We start from the raw sequence: 18,659 nt of genomic DNA on the forward strand, positions 1-18,659 counted from the left end.
TCGTCTGTTTTAAATTATTACGACGATTTTGGATGCGTCCTTGCGATAAACTGCGACACGTTATCGTGCATTTCCTTCAGCGCAGGCAGATGGGCGTAGACCATATGACCAGATGCATATTGCTTGATCTCGACATTCTTCGAGAGCGCGCGCGGGATTGGGAGGTGGCGCATCTCGTACACGCCCTCGAAATAGGGGGTACCGAGATCATAATAGCCCTGGTTCAGCATGACCTGAAGTGACGGGTTGGTCTTCATGGCCATGGCGAGGTCCGGCAGCACATTCGGCTCCCCCCGCGCCGCGCCGCGCTGGTCGGGCTGCTTGTGGGTGAAGCTCCATTTTCCGATGCTATGGGCACTCACGCGATATTCCATGTAGCCATCGCCAAAGGACGGATCGGCCCCGTAATGCAGCGTCTTGCGCGCGTAGTCATTGAACGCTGCGACATAAGCGGACTCCATCGCCGCAGATTGCGGATCATAGGCGGGCCGCTGGGCCAGCGGGTCCAGGCTCGGTCCCGAGAAGCGGCTGTCGAGGCGACCCGTATCCCGCCCCTCCTCACCCAGCAGCGTCTTGGCGAATTCGCCCCCGTTCACGCGCAGATCAGCCTTGATCAGGTAATCGACCGGCAGACCGGTATAGCGATGCAGCTTTTCGGCCGTGGCCTTGAGTTTTTCATCGCTGATCCCGGTGCCGTCCTGCAGGGCGGAGGTGTAGTCGGTCAGGGCAAAATGCTCGACCTCGGCAAGGAAGGTTTTCAGATCGGCAGGCTGATCAGGCAGCTTGTGATGATACCAGGCCGTCGCGGCAAAGCTCGGCAGGCCCAGCACATAAGGCTGATCGTTGCTCGGATTGCTCTGGGCGCGATCGATGGAATTCCCGTAATTCAGGATCTGCGACAGCAGAATCACGCCATTGAGGTCGATCCCCTTCTCCGACGCCAGCGCATTGGCGACGATGGCCGAGCGTGTGGTGCCATAGCTCTCGCCGAAGAGATATTTGGGCGAGTTGTAGCGCCCGTGACGGGCCAGAAACTGGGCAATGAAATCGGTAAAGGCCGCGGCATCGGGATCGGTGCCGTAGAAGGCCTTGTCCCGATCCTTGCCGACCACGCGACCAAAGCCTGTTCCCGGGGCGTCGATAAAGACGAGATCGGTCGAGTCCAGCAGGGAATCGTCGTTATCCACCAGCTTGTACGGCGCGGCGGGGGTATGCACGTCGTCCGAGGTCACGACGCGCTTGGGACCGAGTGCGCCCATATGCAGCCAGACGGTGGAGGAGCCGGGGCCGCCATTATAGATGAAGGTGATGGGCCGGTTTTCGGGATGCGCACCCTTCTTGAGATAGGCGACGTAGAAAATGGAGGCGACAGCCTGCGGGACCTTGGGATCGGGATTGGCGTCATCCCAGCCTTCAGGATGAACGATCAGCGTACCGGATTCTGCCTGATACGGTATGACCTGACCGCGAATGGTGGCGCTGCCATCGCTCAGAACATGCTGCGGCTTCATCAGATAGGCGGGGCCGTGCACCTCACCCGGGCCACCCATGGGACCACCTATAGGCCCGCCATCAGGGCCAGCACCGGGTGGAGGTGGCGGCCCCATATGCGGCGGCGGCATATCAGGCGCTGCGAGCGCCGTACTGCCCATCAGCGTTGCAGAAGCCAGAATGGCGGAAAGTCGTGAAGCTTTCTTGAACCGCACCAGGGTCTCCTCGTGTCGTAACCGTGAGTTTCGTTCCGGTTGCGTATAGGAGGGCGAAAGTGGGGATGTCGCAAGTCTCCCGTTGCAGCGAAACGTGTCCTATCGCACAAACGTATCTATGGATTCAGCACTCTCCCCCGCCGATCACGCGCTCTCTGTTGCGATTGAGGAAACCGGCCTCTCGCCCAGCCCCAAGGAGGAGCCGCGCCTCCTCAAACTGATCGCGCGCAGCCTCGTACCGGGGACGAACACCATCCTCGCTTCGGAATATGAGCGGCTGATCTGCGACGTTCGACGGAAAGACTGGGCGGCGCAGCTCATGAACCTCACCCGCCGCGCGGGCGAGCTCTGGATCAGCAAGGCAGATATGCTCGATGCCGTGAGCCGCGTGCACGACCCGCGCGCGACGCCGGATCTCCTGCGCGCCACGCTGGACGACACGCTGGCCGCGCGTTTTCGCGATATGGGCCATACGCCACGCGATGTACTGGAGGCCGTGCAGGCCGATCTGACCGATGCGGGCACTTTCCTCTCGGGCGGGCAGATCGATCGCCTTGCCCAGATCATCGCCTCGGCTTTCGGAGTGGAAGATACCGGCTTCGAGGCTGAGCTGATCGCAAGCGAGAAAGCGCGTCGCGAAGAGGAAGAGCGCATCGAGGCACGCGCCGAGGCACGCCGCAAGCGGGAAAACGAGCGCCTCAAGGCATGGGAAGATAGCCTTGTCGGGTTCGATCAGGTGCCGGCCATCCTGCATTGCACCCCGCGCGAGGCGCTACGCTGGATTGCCGAGAACCGCCTGCCGGTCACCCGCCGCACTCCGCAACCCGACGGTACAGAGAAATTCGAGTTCGATCCCGAAATTCTCAAGCGCCTGCGTTCGCAGCTGGCCGAGTGGCGCGGAGGAGAAAAAGGCACGCCGGCTCTCGCCGGACGCAAGGTGGGGAATGCGGTCATTGCCCGTGTAGCGGCGCTTGATCGTTATGTCGCGCATTTCCGCACGGCGCGCTCGCTCAAGCGTCGGATCACGCTGGTCACCGGCCCGACCAACTCGGGCAAATCCTATACCGCGCTCAATGCTCTGGCCAATGCCGAGAGCGGTCTCGCGCTCGCGCCGCTACGCCTTCTGGCGCATGAATTCCGCGAGTCCCTGCTGTCTCGCGGTGTTCCCGCCTCACTCGCCACGGGCGAGGAGCGCATCGAGTTTCCCGGGGCGCGCCATCTGGCCGCAACGGTCGAGATGTGCCCGTTTCATAACCCGGTCGATGTTGCCCTGATCGATGAGGCGCAGATGCTGATGGACCCCGACCGTGGTGCCGCCTGGACGGCTGCCATCATGGGCGTGCCAGCGCGTCATCTTTACATTCTGGGAGCACCGGATTGTATTCCGCTCATCAGGCGCATCGCCGAACTTTGCGACGATCCGCTGGACGAGATCAGCCTCGAGCGCAAGTCCCCGCTTCGCGCCGCCAGCGCGCCTTTGCGCCTGCGCGATCTGGAGGCGGGCGATGCACTTATTGCCTTCTCACGTCGCGAGGTTCTGGATCTGCGCGCTGAACTTCTGACGCTCGGCAAGCGCGTGGCCGTGGTTTATGGCGCGCTGAGCCCTGAGGTGCGCCGCGCCGAAGCCGCGCGCTTCAATAATGACGAGGCCGAAATTCTGGTCGCGACCGATGCCATCGGCATGGGGCTCAACCTGTCCATCAAGCGCGTCGTGTTCAGTGCACTGCGCAAATATGACGGCAAGCAGACGCGTGACCTGACGGCGCAGGAGATCAAGCAGATTGGCGGGCGCGCTGGGCGCTACGGCCATCATGAAAACGGCGTCGTCGCCGTGCTGGGCGAGGCAGGCACACCGGCCCATATCCGCAAGATGCTCGCTGCACCGCCCGAGCCCATCACGGAACTGCGCCCCCTTGTGCAACCGGATGCCGATATCGTGCGCGCCGTAGCTGAGGAAATCGAAACCGATAGCCTTTACGGTGTGCTCGTGCGCATCAAGCGCGCCGTGCTGCGCGCCGATGACCCGAATTACCGTTTGGCCGATATGGATCAGGCCTTCGAGATCGCCTCGGCGCTGGAAGGTGTGGAAGGGCTCTCCCTTACCCAGCGCTGGGTCTATGCCATGTGCCCCATCGATGAGCGCGATAACGGCATTTCGCGGCTGGTCGGCTGGGCCAGCGACCATGCGGCCGGGCGTCGTGTACCCCCGCCCGGCACGGGGCGTCTGGTTCAGCCCTCACAGGCCGGGCGCGAGGAACTCGAACGCGCCGAGAAGCGCCACAAGCGCCTCGTGGCGTGGCGCTGGCTCTCGCTGCGCTTCGCCGATGCCTACACAGACAAGCAGGCCGCTGAGGACAACACGACGGCGCTGAATGACTGGATCGAGGCCGTGCTGCGTCAGCAGAGCCGCGAGCGCGAACACCAGAAACGCGCCGCGCCCGGCAGGCGCGGCGGTGCCAGGGGCTTCGGTGACCGTGCCAGTGGTGAGCGATCAGGAGGTGACCGTTCAGGGGGAAGCTATTCCGGCCCCGGACGTGGCCCCAGACCGCAAGGAGGCCACGCCCATGGCGGCGGGCGTGAGGGGGGACGCGAAAATAGCGAACGCCCGACTGGCGGCGCTCCCGGCAAGAAGCGTTTCAAGGGGGCAGGCGGCGGCGCCCGCAAGGGCTCGAATAACGGACGCAGGCGCGGCTGAGGCCGCTTTTCAGCACTTGCTGTTCCATGTCGTGCCCTCCCCTTGCGGCTTCATAAGCCTCGCGGGGCGATGAGTGTCACTGCTGAGGCATGAAATCAGGCGCATCATATCGCTTCGCTTCAGGGGCAGGGTCGATGCACATGCCTGAAGGAAGATCGACGCTTTGCTCTTGCCTCAAAAGATCGAGTCGCTCGCCGAGTCGCAAACCGTCTCAGGAGAGGCTCGAGTGTCCCTCAAACCTCGATTTCCAGGACGTTTGAGCGCAGCGACATGATGGCGCGCTAAAAATTTTCCGGAAAACGACGCAAAAAGTTCTTCCATTCTTCACAAAAACCGCGCTAGCGTTTCCTTGCGGCAACGGAGATTGCTTCAAGTAATTCTTCAGAAATATTTCTGAAGTTGAAAGCAAACTTCGGACTCCGCGAAATAGTGCGCATCCTGCGCCATGTGAAGAAGGAATACAGATATGTCGTCTGGTTTTTCCGTAAGCACATTTTCGCCGAAAACTATGACCTCGGTCCGGGTTTTCTTTGCAGATGCCAAATATAAAGGAGTTGGCCCACCGTAAAGGTGCGCCTCGGCCCTTCGCCTCCTGCATGAACAGGCCATGCGCAGGGCCACTCTTCCTCCTAATGTCCTCAGATACTTTCGGCTTTCCAGTTTCGTTCCTTTGTCGACCTTCCAATACCGGGATTGAGACAGTTGCACGGGTCCAGATCCCGGTAGTGAGACAATATCGCCTCCCCCGCCTCATAAAGATGCCCCAGATTATGCTCTGCCGGATAACGCGCGCCGCGCGCATCTAGCAGACGAAGCATCTCGTGCTCTACCGCCTCGGCGGATTCTCCCGGTTTCAGAACATAATCCTGATGCATCACGTGGCATAGAAAATGCCCGTAATGGAGCGCGCGTGCGATACGCGCTTCGAGTGATGCTGGCAGAGTTTCGAACCATGCGCGCTCATTGCGCCTGAGCGCTATGTCGAGAGCCACGATTTCTCCCGCTTTTTTTCCGTGGACCGCGCGGTATCGCAGCGCCGCACCGGCAGCAGCGAAACGATGCAGAAAGGCGCGCTTGCCCTCATCAGGGGTACAGGCGAACCACCCTCCTGCCTCGCCCTGCATGGTTGTCTTCAAATACGCCTCGATTTGCGGCGCGAGGCGCGATGACACACGAAGCATCAGATGATGCGCGAAACGTTTTTCGAATTCCCGCATCTTTGCGGGTATTTGCTGCGGCAGGAGCCGGCCCAGCTTCTGCATGACCCGATCGGTCACATGGTCTGGCAGGAAATCAAATCGGCCAAGCAGGTTATCGAGCCACGCCTTGGCGGCAAAAAGACGCGGGATGGACCGCGTGCCGATGATGCGGATGAGCGCCACCGTATCGCGACCATATTCCTCGGCGATGCGAAAGGCATCGCGATGCATGTATTCACCTGCGATGGGCAACTCGTCATAGGCTGTCAGCAGATGGCGGCGCAGATCCTCCAGCGCATCCGTGCTGTTCGTGCCGATATAGAAGACCCGGCTATCGGCATCTGCCGGGAAGCTGTCGACACGCACTGCAAACACGATGAGCTTGCCCGCGCAGCCCGATGCCTCGAACCAGCGCTTTTCATCCTGATTGAAGCGCGCCGGGGTTTCGGCATCCACATCACGCACATGGGTGACATAGTCCTGATCATGGCCCTTCGCCCCTGACCATTCGATCTCGTCGCGGGTGAGAGCACCGCTTTCTAGTCGGGTCAGCGCCTTGATCGGGTCCGGGTCCAGACGGATCCCGAGATGGTTGACGAGTTCGAGTCGGCGATCTTCGGTCACCCGCGCGAAAAGCGCCATCTCGGTATAGGCCGGCCCTCGCTGCACCAGAGCGCCGCCGGAATTATTGCTTATCCCCCCCAGGACCGACGCCCCGATGCAGGAGGAGCCGATAACGGAATGCGGCTCGCGCCCATGGCGGGCCAGTGTGGTTTCAAGCTTGTGCAGCGTCGTACCGGGCAGACAGATCACCTGCCTGCCACCGGCCAGCAGATGCATCCCGCGCAGTCGGCGCGTATTGATGAGAATGACCGGGCGATCATACTCGTTGCCGTCGGGCGTAGAGCCCCCGGTCAGACCGGTATTGGCCGCCTGGACGATCATGATCTGATCGGCCGCCACGCAAAGCTCGGCCACGCGCCAGAGCTCGACGAGCGTACGCGGCCGGATCACCGCGCGTACCTTGCCGTCACCGAAGCGGAACCCCTTCGTGTAGGGCGCAGTCGCATGAGGAGCAACGAGCACATGAGACGTCCCGACAATTTGCCGAAGCAGGACCAAAAGGCGGTCAGCGTGAATTGTAGGTTCGGTCAGGCGCATGAGGCTCATCCTTTCAGCATCGTCGGAAGAGCGCGCGCCCTGTGCCGCAGTAAGGCACCGTAAGCTTTTTCCCGCCCTGTCAGCGGCCCCTTTCGGGCCGCGCGGCCCGTTTCCGACATCTCGGGCCCTTGCCATCATTCCTTCCGCGTCCCCCCGGTGCACCAAGCAGCGCATCGGGTTCCGCAGGTTTTCGCTCTCCCCCTGTCGGGAGAGAACCTGCCCCCAGGGGCTCATCGACGATCGCTCCGGCAGGAAAGCGCCACCGTGATCCCTGCGTCGCCGGGGATCGCGCGCCCGGAGAGGCCCTCAGCCGATCCGCGTGATCCCGCCCATATAGGGATGCAGGGAAGCTGGAATCTCGATAGCCCCCTCCGCCGTCTGGCCGTTTTCCATGACCGCAATCAGCGTGCGCCCGACGGCCAGGCCGGAGCCATTAAGCGTATGCACGAAGGCGGGCCCGTTTTCGGTACGGTAGCGCGCATTCATGCGGCGCGCCTGAAAGTCGCGCGTGTTGGAGCACGATGAAATCTCGCGCCACGCCTTCTGTCCCGGCAGCCAGCCTTCGAGATCGAAGGTCTTCGCCGCGCCAAAGCCGGTATCGCCCGCACAAAGCAACATGCGTCGATACGGGATGTTCAGCCGCTCAAGAATCGTCTCGGCGCAGCGCGTCATACGCTCATGCTCATCCGCGCTGGCTTCGGGGGTCGTGACCGAGACCAGTTCCACCTTGCTGAACTGATGCTGGCGCAGCATGCCACGCACATCACGCCCGGCGGACCCCGCCTCGGAGCGAAAGCAGCTTGAGAGGGCCGTCATGCGTAAAGGCAGTGCTTTCGCATCGAGAATCTCGCCTGACACGCTGGCAGTCAGCGGAACCTCGGCGGTCGGGATCAGCCAGCGACCATCCGTTGTCTGAAAGGAATCCTCAGCGAATTTCGGCAGCTTGTCGGTGCCGTACATCGCTGCGTCGTTGACCAGAAGCGGAACGACGGTCTCGCTATAGCCGAATTCCTGCGTGTGGGTATCGAGCATGAACTGACCAAGCGCGCGTTCCAGCCGTGCCAGCGCTCCGCGCAGCACGGTAAAGCGCGCGCCGGACAGCTTGGCCGCGACCGGAAAATCCATCAGGCCAAGCTGCTCACCCAGTTCGAAATGCTGTTTGGGCTCAAAGTCGAAAACCGGAACCTCGCCCCATTGATGAACGACCTGATTCGCCTCCTCATCACGCCCTTCCGGCACGGTCTCATCCAGACGATTGGGCAGGCCCGCAAGAATGGCGCTGATCTCGCCCTCGATCTGAGAGGCACGGACCTCGAGAGAGGCAATATGATCACGCAGTTCCACGGCCTTTTGCTCGAGCGCGCCAGTATCCTGACCAGCCTTCTTGCCCTGTCCGATCTCCTTTGCCAGCTCCTTGCGCTGTGCCTGTTGTTCCTGAAGCACCTGGAGCGCCGCGCGACGTTCTTCGTCACGACTGACCAGGTCACTGGCGACGGGCGACAGGCCACGACGGTTCAGAGCTGCGTCAAAACCAGCCGGATCGGCGCGGAGGGCACGCAAGTCATGCATTTCAGTCTTATCCCGTCAGTACGTGGTCTTCGGTTCTTGGTCTTTTGTGTACGGTCGTCGGCGCCTAGTCGATCTCCGCAGGGCGCGGCTCGGCAAAACGGGCCGTGACGATCGAGATTTCATACAGAAAGATCAGGGGCACGGCGAGGCCTACCTGGGTAATCACATCGGGCGGCGCGAGCACGGCGGCAATCACGAAGGCCCCGACAATGGCATAGCGTCGGAATTTCTTCAGCCCAGCAGCAGTAATGATCCCGACACGTGCCAGGAGCGTGAGCACCACAGGCAGTTCGAAAGCAACACCGAAAGCCAGGATCAGCTTCATGACCAGTGAGAGATAGTCTGACACCTTGGCCTGCAACTCGATATGCATGCCATGCGAACCCGCCGGTGCGGTCTGAAACGACAGAAAGAAGCGCCAGGCAATCGGAAAGATGAAGTAATAAGCGAGCGTTGCGCCTACGAGAAAAAGCACCGGGGTCGCGATCAGGAAGGGCGCGAAAGCCCGCTTCTCATTGCGATAAAGGCCCGGCGCGATGAAGATCCAGGCCTGCATGGCAATGATCGGGAAAGACAGGAACGCCGCACCGAAAAACGCCACTCGGACATAGGTGAAAAACGCCTCAGAGAGGGCGGTATAGATCAGATGCGGCTCTTCCCCCTGCTGACGCATGATCCGCGCGAGCGGGTCAGCGAGAAACAGATAGATCTGCTCCGAGAAGTGGTAACAGATCAAAAAGGCAACAATGAACGCGGCCAGAGACCAGATCAGCCTCTTACGCAGCTCGATCAGATGATCGAGGAGCGGCATCGCCTTGTCGTCGAGGGAATCGTTGTTCGTCATGGCGCTGCCGGAAATTCTGTCTGGAAGGGCTGGGAGTCGGTGGCGTCGTGACCGGTCGATCCTGTGGCGGGAACCGTATCATCTATCTGGCGCGATACAGGGGGTGGATCGAGCGCGATACGTCGCCCGTTATGGATGACTCTGAGCGGGGGTATAATGGCCGGTGCGTGCCATAACGTCTCTTCATGACGCAGGCGTCTGGCTGTGGCAGGCGGCAGAATAGCAGGCCCGGGTCGATCGGTGGGCCTTGTTTCGGCAGCCGCAGGCTCCGTATGGGTCACCCCCGGACCGCTGACCGGCAGGGATGGGCTCGGCGCCTGACCGGCCAGGGCGCCCGTCGTACCGGTCGGAGCAGAGAGCGACGGCGGGGGCGTGAAATCGAGGCTCTTGCTGATCGTCTGATCGGAGTCGATGGTGCGGGCGATGCGGTCGCGAAAGTCGAACCGCTTCAGATCACGCAGATGATCGCGTGCCTCGCCCAGATCTGCCTCGCGGATCATCTCATCCACATGGCCCTGAAATTCCGACGCCATGCGGCGTACGGCCTTGATCCCCCGGCTGACGGCGCGAATGGCGGTCGGCATGTCCTTGGGGCCGATGAAAACCAGCGCCACGACAACGATCAGCGCAATTTCCGACCAGCTAAAATCGAACATGTTCCTCACTCATTCCAAAACTGCGCCCCGCACCTGCGCACACCCTGACCAACGCCTGCATGGTCATGCCTGCAGACTGCCTTTCTGGGTCACGACACGATCATTGCGTCCCGACGCATCCGGGTCGAGCAAAAGCTCCTCCCTGCGTGGGAGCGCCCCCAGATCGCTCAGGCCGAAACTGCTCAGAAAATGCGCCGATGTGCCCCAGAGAATGGGCCTCCCCGGCACTTCCTTGCGTCCTTTGGTCATGATCAGTCCATCCTCGATCAGCGTGTCGAGCACGGTCTGACTCAGCGAAACACCGCGTATGCCCTCGATATCGGCACGGGTGCAGGGCTGATGATAGGCGATGATGGCAAGCGTTTCCATGGCGGAACGGCTGAGACGGCGCGGTTTCTCCACCACGCGGGTCAGGGCAGGCGCGATTTCCGGACGCGTGCGGAACTGCCAGCCGCGCGCGACGGCCACAAGCTCGACTGCATGATCGTCGTAGCGCGTCATGACGGCTTGCAGCACAGGCCCGAGCCCTGCCTCGTCTGCGCCCTGCGCCACCATGAAAGCCTTGAGCGCGTGCTCGGAGACCGGCTCAGCGCTCGCGAAGATCAGTCCCTCGACCAGTCGGGTGAGAGCCTCGAAATCAGACATGACGAACGCTTTCATATCGTGTCGCTCTCTTGGGCGACATTGCCGGAAGAAGGGCCATGCGCCGGATCCTCTTCCCTGTCCTGCGGCGCACGAAGCATGATTTCGGCAAAGGAACTCTCCTGCCTGAGTTCCACGGCGCCGCTTTTCGCCATTTCCAACCCTGCCACAAGCGCGCTGGCCATGGCCGCTGCCCGCGCGCGCGGTGAGCTTGCAGATTGGGCAGGCAGGAGTGCTGTCAGCTTCTGCCAGCCAGCGACCTCGCTGGCATTGAGCAGACGCTGGAGCGCCGAAACAGCTTCGGTAACGGTCCAGTAGCGAGGCCGGGGCGGGGCATAAAAGCGTTTGCGGCCGCGACGACGCGTCATGGCCAGATAGGCGCCGATCAACCCCATCAGATCCACGCGCAGCCCCGAGCGGTCGATACGGGTCATGTCTTCCGAACAGCCGCGCGCGAACACATGCTCGCCCAGGCGGGGGCGCTCATCGAGCCAAAGGGCTAGAGCGCGTATGGTCTCCAGTTCCTGCAATCTCGTCTGCAGAAGACCGGCAGCCTCCTCGGCCTCGCCATCGGGTTCGTTCTCGGCCGGAAGGAGCAACCGGGATTTGAGCCAGGTCAGCCAGGCCGCCATGACGAGCCAGTCTGCCGCCAGCTCAAGCCGGATCTGCCGGGCCCCCTCTACAAAGGCCAGATATTGCTCGACCAGTTGCAGGATCGAGATCTGCGCCAGATCCACCTTCTGGGCACGGGCCAGATCGAGCAGCAGGTCGAGCGGCCCCTCAAAACCGGTGAGGGAAAGATGGGGCGCGGTTTCCTGCTCCACGCCCGACAGAAAGACCGATCCCCCCTCACCCATACCGATCAGAAAACCGCCGGGGTGCAGGCAATGGAGCGCGCATGCAGGCGCACACAAAAGGCGCGCGCCGCCTGGGCCGTGTCGAACCCGCCAACGCGCAGGCGAAAGAAGACATGACCATTGATCGTCTTCTGCTCGATCATCGGGGTGCGATCGGCCAGCAGGTCAGTGGCCTGCTTGCTCAGCTTGCCCCAGGTCGCCTTGGCATCCGCCTCGCTCCCGAGCGCGGCGAGTTGCACCATATGGCCACCGGAAGCCTGTTTGGCGGAAGCCGGGGCTTCCGCAGCGGGGACCGCCGACGAGGCCGGAGGTGAATCGGCAGGAGAAGTGGCCGGGGTGCCGGATGCGACCTCATGCTTTGGTGCAGGCCGGGCCTCGGGCGACGCATCAGGACTGGACACGGATGTTGTTTCCGGGGCCTTGCGCGGTGCGGACTCCCGCGTTGCTCCTGGCGCCGAACCGGTTTCGGCAGGTGCTGCGGGAGTATTCTGGGCAGGTGCTACCCCGTCGCTGCTGGCAGGGCCATCGGCCGGGGAAGCGGGCGCATTCCCTGCTGCATCCTTGGCGGTCGGGGCCGCTGGTGTCTCGGGCGCAGCGCGGGCGGCAAGCGCCTCGGGTCGAGGCTGCTCGGGTTCAGGGGCCAGATGCGCTTCGCCCTGCCCCGTGACATCCAGATCGGTACCGTCGCCCATGATCTGCATCCCGCCCGGATCGGCCGGGCGATCGCGCACGGGGCCAGGAGGCGGGCCGATGACAGGAATACCGCCCGAATGTCCGCCAAGCAGCGACCAGCCCCCCACTCCGATGACCAGCAGGGCGCCAAGCCCCGCTGCCCCGTAGACCAGGCGGCGCGTCAGCGCATCCGAGCCCAGCAAGGCCGAGAGCCCGCCCGCAGATCCGCCGGCACGACGCCGGAAAACCGGCTCCTCGTCATAATCGGCGCTCAGACGCTCGCGGGGCGGCGCGCTGCGACCCGTTTCTCGCGGGCCAGCTCCGGCGTCATCGGCATAGGAGGGCGGACGCGTGTCAGTAAAGCGCGGATCGCGCGAGCGACGTTCGGCATCCTCGCTCTGGCGGGGGCGCTCATAGCCGCCCTCATCGCCCGTGCGGTCGTCCCGCCAGTCCGGCGTGTCGTCTCTCATCGCATCTCCTCAACCGGCTCGACACCAAGAATGGCCAGACCGCAGCGCAGCGCGCTGGCAACCGACGCCACGAGCGCGAGCTTGGCCAGACTCGCCGGGCGGTCCTGCTCATGCAGGAAGCGCAGGGTCGTATCCTCACGGCCCTTGTTCCACAAGGCGTGGAAATCCGCCGCCAGCTCACCGCAGTAATAGGCGATACGATGCGGCTCGCGCGTCTGGGCCGCGCCCTCGACCACCCGGGGAAAGGTAGACAGGCGACGCAGCACGGCAAGTTCCACATCCGAGGCGAGGCGCGACAGGTCTGCCCCGAGCAGCGACGCATCGGACGTCACCTCGGCTCCGAACATTGCCTCGGCGCTGCGCATGACCGAGCGGCAGCGCGCATGGGCATACTGCACGTAAAACACCGGATTATCGCGCGTCTGCGCCACGACCGCATCAAGGTCGAAATCCATCTGTGCGTCCGCCTTGCGGGTCAGCATGGTGAAGCGCACGGCATCACGACCGACCTCGTCCAGCAGATCACGCAGGGTCACGAAAGTGCCCGCGCGCTTGGACATGCGCACGGGCTCGCCGCTCTTCATGATCCGTACAATCTGGCACATCACGACTTCAAATGCGGTCTTGCCATCGGTCAGCGCGCTGACAGCGGCGCGCATACGCGAAACATAGCCGCCATGATCGGCGCCCAGCACGTCGATCAGAATATCGGCACCCTCGGCCTTTTTGGCGTGATAGCCGATATCATTGGCGAAATAGGTATTGCTGCCATCGGACTTGCGGAGCGCGCGATCCACGTCATCGCCGAACTGGGTCGAGCGGAACAGCGTCTGGGGGCGCGGCTCCCAGTCTTCAGGCGTCTTGCCCTTGGGGGGCTCGAGCACGCCCTCATAAAGCAGGCCCTTCGCATCGAGCGCGTTGATCGCCGAGTCCACACGGCCATTGGCGAGCGTTTCGGCTTCCGAGGCAAACACCTCGTGATGAATGCCGAGCAGGCCCAGATCGGTGCGAATTTCCGCCATCATCACCTTGAGCGTCGCGGTGCGCACGATGTCGAACCAGACCGAAGGATCGGCTGCCTGCCCCTGATCATCGGCCAGTGCCTTGCCATGCTCCGCCGCCAGAGCCTCACCCACGGGGATCAGATAGTCGCCCTGATATTGCAGCCCTGTAGGAGTCAGTGCTGCAAAGGCCTCGGCATCGACCGCCGTGCCGATCGCCTGAAGATAACGCCAGTACGCCGCCCAGGTGAGCGCGATGACCTGCGCCCCGGCATCGTTGATGTAATATTCCTTTGTGACGGTGTGACCTGTCTTGGCCAGCAGATTGGCGAGGGCGTCGCCCACCACGGCACCACGGCAGTGACCCACATGCATCGGCCCGGTCGGGTTGGCCGACACATATTCCACATTCACACGCTTGCCTGCGCCCAGACGCGACTCACCGAAGCGCGGCCCTGCCTCGATCACGCTACGTGCGACCGATTGCAGCACGTCGGGGCTCAGAGTGATGTTCACAAAGCCCGGCCCTGCGGCTTCCGCCTTCGCAACGCCGGGAAGCGCCGTCAGGAGCGGGACCAGATCGGCGGCGATGTCGGCCGGGCGGCGACGGGCGAATTTCGAGGCCAGAAGGGCGGCATTCGTGGCCATGTCGCCGTGGGACGGATCACGCGTGGGGGTCAGTTCGACACGCGCGGCAATATCGTCAGGAAGATCGGCCACCACCGAGCGCAGCGCCTCGCGCACCTGATTCTGGTAGCGGGCGAAAAGGCAGTCTGTAGTTGGCGTAATGGTATCGGACATGAAGGGCCTTGCGTTCCTGACGTGTATTCTGCTGCCTGTATCAACCCAGCACGGAGAGTTCCGTCAACCGTCGATGTTCATCCATCGCAAATCGATCGGTCATTCCGGCGATATAATCGGCGACGACGCGCCGGCGCCCGTTCTCATCGCCTTGTTGCGCCTTGTCGCGCCAGCCATCGGGCAGCAGGCTCGTATCTTCGGCCAATATCTCGAAAATGGCGGTGAGCGCCAAGCGGGCCTTGCGCGTCATGCGCTTCACCTTCCAGTGACGATACATCCGCGCATAGAGGAATTTACGGATTTCCTTGTTCTCCAGCGCCACCTGCGCGCTGAACCCGACCACCGGGCCGGAAGCCTGACGGATATCGTCGGAGGAGTCCGGCTTCAGTGCAGCCAGATTGGCGCGTGTGGTGGTGGTCAGATCGGTGACGAGCACATTGATGACCTGTCTGATGGTCTCGTGCCGGATGCGACGCTCGCGGTCATAGCGCTCCCCTGCCCGCGCGCCGCCCAAAGCGCGCTCATAGGCCTGCCCCACGATCGGAAGACCCGCGATATCGTCGAAGCTCAGCAAGCCCGCGCGCAATCCGTCATCCAGATCATGCCCGTGATAGGCGATATCGTCCGCCAGAGCCGCGACCTGCGCCTCGGCCGAGGCGTAGCTGCCATAATCGAGATGATGCTGGGCGTCGTAGTCCAGCAGATACGGGGTGGGCCGCTTGACCGGTCCGTTATGTTTCGCGAGCCCTTCCAGCGTTTCCCAGGTAAGGTTGAGCCCGTCAAAGGCGTGATAGCGCCCCTCGAGCAGCGTCACGAGCCGCAGGGATTGCGTGTTGTGATCGAACCCGCCGAAATCCTGCATGCAGGCCTTGAGCGCGTCCTCGCCCGCATGGCCGAAGGGCGTATGGCCGAGATCATGCGCCAGGGCCAGCGCCTCCGTCAGGTCTTCGTCGAGTCTGAGCTGACGCGCGATCGAGCGCGCGATCTGGGCGACTTCGAGCGAATGCGTCAGGCGGGTTCGGAAAAAATCGCCCTCATGATTGATGAAGACCTGCGTCTTGTACTGGAGCGTGCGGAACCCTGCGGAATGGATCACGCGGTCACGATCGCGCTGCCAGGGCGAGCGTGTCGGCGCGTCTTCCTCGGGGTGGAGACGACCACGCGCAGTCTCGCGACGCACGGCATAAGGGGCGACATCCTGACTGATCATCCACACTCTCCACTTTGCCCGCTTTAAGAGCGTGGCTACGCGCATTATATGGGAAAACATGAGCCAGACCACGCCCCCCTCCGACGCGGCCCAGACGGGTCGCTTTTCGGTCTCGCCCGGTGCCGCTGCCCGGATTGTCGAGATCATTGCCCAGCAGGACGAGCCTGAGGGGCTGGCCCTGCGCGTGGCGGTGCTCGCGGGGGGGTGCAATGGATTCCAGTATCAGTTCAAGCTGGAAACTGGCCGCGCATCGGATGACGTTGTGATCGACCAGGATGGGGCGACTGTGCTTGTCGATCCCGTGAGCCTCGATCTGCTCGAAGGGGCGCAGCTCGAATTCGTGGACAAGCTGATGGGGGCACATTTCACGGTGACCAACCCCAATGCGGCGTCATCCTGTGGATGCGGCACGAGTTTTTCCCTCGCATGAGCTTCACGTTTGCGAGCTGGAACGTCAATTCCATACGCCAGCGCGAGAAACACGTGCTCGACTGGCTCGACCGCAAGAAGCCCGATCTGCTCTGCCTTCAGGAACTGAAATGCGAGACGCATCTCTTCCCGGCGAGCTTTGCCGAGGCGGGGTATCATCCGGTGGTGGTGGGGCAGAAAGCCTATAACGGCGTGGCGATGCTCTCACGTACACCGGTCGAAATAGTGCATGAGAAGCTCCCCGGCTTCGATCATGACGTGGCGCGCTATGTCGAGATACGCATATCGGGAATGGTGATCGGCAATCTCTATCTGCCTAATGGCAATTCCGGTGGGACGACGGGTTTTGCCACCAAACTCGAATTCTTCGACGCGCTTGCCCAGCGCGCACGGGCTCTACTCGATGCAGAGGAAGATTTCCTGTTTACGGGGGATTTCAATGTCTGCCCCACCGACGAGGATTTCGCGCCGGGCGCGCTGAGCCCCGATGACGCCCTTCTGCGCCCCGAAAGCCGGGCAGGATGGCGCCGTCTGCTCTGGCTGGGCCTGACCGACGCCCTGCGCGCGATTCGCCCCACCGGAAGGCACTATACGTTCTTCGATTACCAGAACGCGGCCTTCCAGCGGAATGCCGGTTTACGCATCGACCACGCACTGCTCTCGCCACGACTGACCGAGCGTCTTGTGTCGGTTACGCCCGACCGTGACGAAAGGGCAAAGGACCAGCCTTCGGACCATATTCCTCTTGTGGTCACACTATCCTGAGTGCGGGGCACAGGAGCATGATCCGGATCAGATGATCCCATCCCGCTCCGCGCCACCGCGCCCGGCAATAACACCGCTGACGATTTGCAACGCATCCTCAAGTTCCTCACGGCTCCCTGGCGCGCCGAGACATAAGCGAAGCCCGGTATCAGCCTCATGCGAGACGCCTGAGGCCTCAGGGGGTGTTACTTCGACGCCCGCGCGGAGCAGCCGCGCCGTCATACGTTCGGCCTCGATGGCGGGCATGGGTAGAAAGGCATGAGGAGAATGGGCGGCGCCGGGCGTTGCCAAGAGCTCGCCAAGAGCAGATTGCGCTATGACCCAGCGTGCTGAGGCCTCCTGCTGGATTGCCCTCGCCATGGCCTCGATGCGGCCATCCTCGACCCATTGCATGAAGATCAGCGCCCCGAGGGCGGGAGGACAATAGCCAAAGGCTCTCACGCCGCGGATTAGACGCTCCCTCGGCAGTTCGGCAGGCAATGCAAGGAAGGCCAGCCGCAGCCCCGGGCATATTCCCTTGGACAGGCTGACGAGATAGAGCGTCCGTTCCGGCGCGAAACGGGCAATCTGCGGTGGGCGCAACGAATAGGCATAATACGCATCATCCTCAAGAATCAGCAGATCACGCGCGCGCGCAACCCTGGCGACTTCCTCGCGGCGCTGCAGCGACATTGTCCGTGTTGTCGGGTTGTGCAGCGTTGGCAGGGTAAAAAGCATCCGGCTGCCCGTTTCGGCTGCAGCTCGATCAAGCGCTTCGGGACAAAGTCCTTGTTCATCCATCGCCACCCCATGAAGCCTTAGCCCGAGATGTTCGGCCGCCATGCGCGCACCATAGAACGTGGTGGATTCACACAGAACCGTATCGCCCGGCCCACAGAAGGACGAAAATGCCAGAGCAATACCATGTTGGCCCCCATTGCACTGGATGAGGTTTTCCGCAGCGACATCGAGGCCATAGCTTTCACCGATCCAGCGCGCTGCGGCCTGCCGTACAGGCACCAGGCCTGGCCCCTGTATATAATGCAATGCGGGATCAAGAGCGCCGCGCTTCAATAGTTGTGTGAGCGCGAGATCGAGCTCCTGCATCAAGGGCACAGGAGGGGGCGTGTTGCACCGCAAATCGATGATTCCGGCGCGCCCCCCGGAGCCACGTTCGAGAGCAGGGACATCAGGCACGGGGGAAGACGCCCCCCTGACGAATGACCCCCGACCGACATGCGCCACCAGAAGGCCCCGCCGCTCTGCCTCGGCATAGGCCCGAGTGACGCTTCCGACGCTGACACCCAGACGAAATGCAAGATCGCGCTGCGGGGGCAGACGAGCGCCTGCGGCAAGTGCGCCGCGCCGGACGTCGGAGGCAATAGCGCGGACCAGGCGCTCATAGAACGGCATCGGACCGGCTTCGATCTCAGGGTGCCACATCTGGGTAACGCGCCTCTATATTGTCATGGTTCAATATACTGATTGCCATTTATAAGATACCAATCAAAATAATACAATCGAATCGATTCGTTATAATTGTATCAGTACAATAGAGGAAATCATGAGACATCCCTGTCGAGCGAAAAGCGCCTTGCGCTGCCCGCCTGAACCCAGCCCGTCCCCTTCAGGGTTTGGTGCCACACTCGGCGCCGTGACGGCATTGCTGATCGCAAGCATGCTCGCGGGCCTCCCCACGCCATGCCACGCAGCCCCGGAGAACGACGATGACCGCATCGAACGCATTCCCGTCACCTATGAGGCCACCGATCTCACCGATCCGGTACGCGCCCGGAAGTTGCTCTGGCGTCTGGATAGCGCCTCGATGCAGGCATGTGGTGCCATGGATGGCATGTCGCTCCCGCTGCAGGAAGCGATCGAACGCTCGGACTGTCACCGCACAAGCCTGACCGCTTCGGTCTCTTCGCTCCACAGCCCGATATTGTCGCAACTGGCCCAGGACATGATCGGGACGCGCGGTCTCGCACAGGAGGCACCCTGAT

Annotated in this window: 15 protein-coding genes; 4 read left to right on the forward strand and 11 right to left on the reverse strand. The window is 62.5% G+C overall.

Annotated features, from left to right (window positions below; all coding sequences use genetic code 11):
- Positions 1-17: 17 nt before the first annotated feature.
- Complete coding sequence (locus C0V97_RS02060) at positions 18-1,550, reverse strand: S10 family peptidase (RefSeq protein ID WP_233581945.1); 1,533 nt, start codon at positions 1,548-1,550, stop codon at positions 18-20.
- Positions 1,551-1,824: 274 nt separating this feature from the next.
- Between C0V97_RS02060 and C0V97_RS02065 the strand changes: the two genes are divergently transcribed.
- Positions 1,825-4,401 (forward strand): helicase-related protein, encoded by a 2,577-nt coding sequence (locus tag C0V97_RS02065; RefSeq protein WP_127100232.1) that lies wholly within the window; start codon positions 1,825-1,827, stop codon positions 4,399-4,401.
- Between the two features lie 638 nt (positions 4,402-5,039).
- Here the strand turns inward: C0V97_RS02065 and dld are convergent.
- The 9 genes from dld to C0V97_RS02110 all read right to left on the reverse strand — a co-directional run bounded on the left by dld (position 5,040) and on the right by C0V97_RS02110 (position 15,483).
- Positions 5,040-6,761 carry a D-lactate dehydrogenase gene (gene dld, locus C0V97_RS02070; protein ID WP_127100234.1) on the reverse strand — a complete coding sequence of 574 codons (1,722 nt, stop codon included), beginning with the start codon at positions 6,759-6,761 and terminating at the stop codon, positions 5,040-5,042.
- A 306-nt stretch (positions 6,762-7,067) separates the two neighbouring features.
- Positions 7,068-8,330 (reverse strand): serine--tRNA ligase, encoded by a 1,263-nt coding sequence (gene serS / locus C0V97_RS02075; RefSeq protein WP_127100236.1) that lies wholly within the window; start codon positions 8,328-8,330, stop codon positions 7,068-7,070.
- A 64-nt stretch (positions 8,331-8,394) separates the two neighbouring features.
- Entirely contained in the window at positions 8,395-9,174 is a 780-nt protein-coding gene (gene tatC / locus C0V97_RS02080) for a twin-arginine translocase subunit TatC (RefSeq protein ID WP_127100238.1), read from the reverse strand.
- Positions 9,171-9,830: a Sec-independent protein translocase protein TatB gene (gene tatB, locus C0V97_RS02085; protein ID WP_127100240.1), complete on the reverse strand. Its 660-nt coding sequence runs from the start codon at positions 9,828-9,830 to the stop codon at positions 9,171-9,173. The genes tatC and tatB overlap by 4 nt, the downstream gene beginning before the upstream one ends.
- Positions 9,831-9,893: 63 nt before the next feature.
- Positions 9,894-10,475, reverse strand: coding sequence for an SMC-Scp complex subunit ScpB (gene scpB, locus C0V97_RS02090; protein ID WP_233581917.1), 582 nt, complete (start codon positions 10,473-10,475; stop codon positions 9,894-9,896).
- Positions 10,476-10,486: 11 nt separating this feature from the next.
- Positions 10,487-11,329, reverse strand: a complete 843-nt coding sequence (locus C0V97_RS02095) for a ScpA family protein (protein ID WP_127100727.1) — start codon at positions 11,327-11,329, stop codon at positions 10,487-10,489.
- 5 nt (positions 11,330-11,334) lie between these two features.
- Entirely contained in the window at positions 11,335-12,471 is a 1,137-nt protein-coding gene (locus C0V97_RS02100) for an SPOR domain-containing protein (protein WP_127100244.1), read from the reverse strand.
- A complete protein-coding gene (gene argS, locus C0V97_RS02105) occupies positions 12,468-14,273 on the reverse strand; it encodes an arginine--tRNA ligase (RefSeq protein ID WP_127100246.1) in 1,806 nt (601 codons plus the stop codon). Before argS ends, C0V97_RS02100 begins: the two co-directional genes overlap by 4 nt.
- Positions 14,274-14,313: 40 nt before the next feature.
- Entirely contained in the window at positions 14,314-15,483 is a 1,170-nt protein-coding gene (locus tag C0V97_RS02110; protein WP_127100248.1) for a deoxyguanosinetriphosphate triphosphohydrolase, read from the reverse strand.
- A 58-nt stretch (positions 15,484-15,541) separates the two neighbouring features.
- On the opposite strand from C0V97_RS02110, the gene C0V97_RS02115 reads away from it, so the two are divergent.
- A complete protein-coding gene (locus C0V97_RS02115; protein WP_127100250.1) occupies positions 15,542-15,913 on the forward strand; it encodes an iron-sulfur cluster assembly accessory protein in 372 nt (123 codons plus the stop codon).
- Positions 15,910-16,677, forward strand: coding sequence for an exodeoxyribonuclease III (gene xth, locus C0V97_RS02120; RefSeq protein ID WP_127100252.1), 768 nt, complete (start codon positions 15,910-15,912; stop codon positions 16,675-16,677). Before C0V97_RS02115 ends, xth begins: the two co-directional genes overlap by 4 nt.
- Positions 16,678-16,704: 27 nt before the next feature.
- On the opposite strand, the gene C0V97_RS02125 is transcribed toward xth, so the two are convergent.
- Positions 16,705-18,099 carry a PLP-dependent aminotransferase family protein gene (locus C0V97_RS02125; protein ID WP_127100254.1) on the reverse strand — a complete coding sequence of 465 codons (1,395 nt, stop codon included), beginning with the start codon at positions 18,097-18,099 and terminating at the stop codon, positions 16,705-16,707.
- A 121-nt stretch (positions 18,100-18,220) separates the two neighbouring features.
- On the opposite strand from C0V97_RS02125, the gene C0V97_RS02130 reads away from it, so the two are divergent.
- The gene (locus C0V97_RS02130; protein ID WP_127100256.1) at positions 18,221-18,658 is read left to right on the forward strand and encodes a UrcA family protein; all 438 of its coding nucleotides are present in this window, start codon (positions 18,221-18,223) and stop codon (positions 18,656-18,658) included.
- Position 18,659: the final 1 nt, after the last annotated feature.

The organism is Asaia sp. W19 (genome assembly GCF_003994335.1).
Taxonomy (GTDB): domain Bacteria; phylum Pseudomonadota; class Alphaproteobacteria; order Acetobacterales; family Acetobacteraceae; genus Asaia.

What these genes read in the sequence shown, in the direction of transcription:
- C0V97_RS02060 (WP_233581945.1), bottom strand. Translation starts at nt 1,550, where the DNA reads ATGGGTGGCCCGGGTGAGGTGCACGGCCCCGCCTATCTGATGAAGCCG.
- C0V97_RS02065 (WP_127100232.1), top strand. Translation starts at nt 1,825, where the DNA reads ATGGATTCAGCACTCTCCCCCGCCGATCACGCGCTCTCTGTTGCGATT.
- dld (WP_127100234.1), bottom strand. Translation starts at nt 6,761, where the DNA reads ATGCGCCTGACCGAACCTACAATTCACGCTGACCGCCTTTTGGTCCTG.
- serS (WP_127100236.1), bottom strand. Translation starts at nt 8,330, where the DNA reads ATGCATGACTTGCGTGCCCTCCGCGCCGATCCGGCTGGTTTTGACGCA.
- tatC (WP_127100238.1), bottom strand. Translation starts at nt 9,174, where the DNA reads ATGACGAACAACGATTCCCTCGACGACAAGGCGATGCCGCTCCTCGAT.
- tatB (WP_127100240.1), bottom strand. Translation starts at nt 9,830, where the DNA reads ATGTTCGATTTTAGCTGGTCGGAAATTGCGCTGATCGTTGTCGTGGCG.
- scpB (WP_233581917.1), bottom strand. Translation starts at nt 10,475, where the DNA reads ATGTCTGATTTCGAGGCTCTCACCCGACTGGTCGAGGGACTGATCTTC.
- C0V97_RS02095 (WP_127100727.1), bottom strand. Translation starts at nt 11,329, where the DNA reads ATGGGTGAGGGGGGATCGGTCTTTCTGTCGGGCGTGGAGCAGGAAACC.
- C0V97_RS02100 (WP_127100244.1), bottom strand. Translation starts at nt 12,471, where the DNA reads ATGAGAGACGACACGCCGGACTGGCGGGACGACCGCACGGGCGATGAG.
- argS (WP_127100246.1), bottom strand. Translation starts at nt 14,273, where the DNA reads ATGTCCGATACCATTACGCCAACTACAGACTGCCTTTTCGCCCGCTAC.
- C0V97_RS02110 (WP_127100248.1), bottom strand. Translation starts at nt 15,483, where the DNA reads ATGATCAGTCAGGATGTCGCCCCTTATGCCGTGCGTCGCGAGACTGCG.
- C0V97_RS02115 (WP_127100250.1), top strand. Translation starts at nt 15,542, where the DNA reads ATGAGCCAGACCACGCCCCCCTCCGACGCGGCCCAGACGGGTCGCTTT.
- xth (WP_127100252.1), top strand. Translation starts at nt 15,910, where the DNA reads ATGAGCTTCACGTTTGCGAGCTGGAACGTCAATTCCATACGCCAGCGC.
- C0V97_RS02125 (WP_127100254.1), bottom strand. Translation starts at nt 18,099, where the DNA reads ATGTGGCACCCTGAGATCGAAGCCGGTCCGATGCCGTTCTATGAGCGC.
- C0V97_RS02130 (WP_127100256.1), top strand. Translation starts at nt 18,221, where the DNA reads ATGAGACATCCCTGTCGAGCGAAAAGCGCCTTGCGCTGCCCGCCTGAA.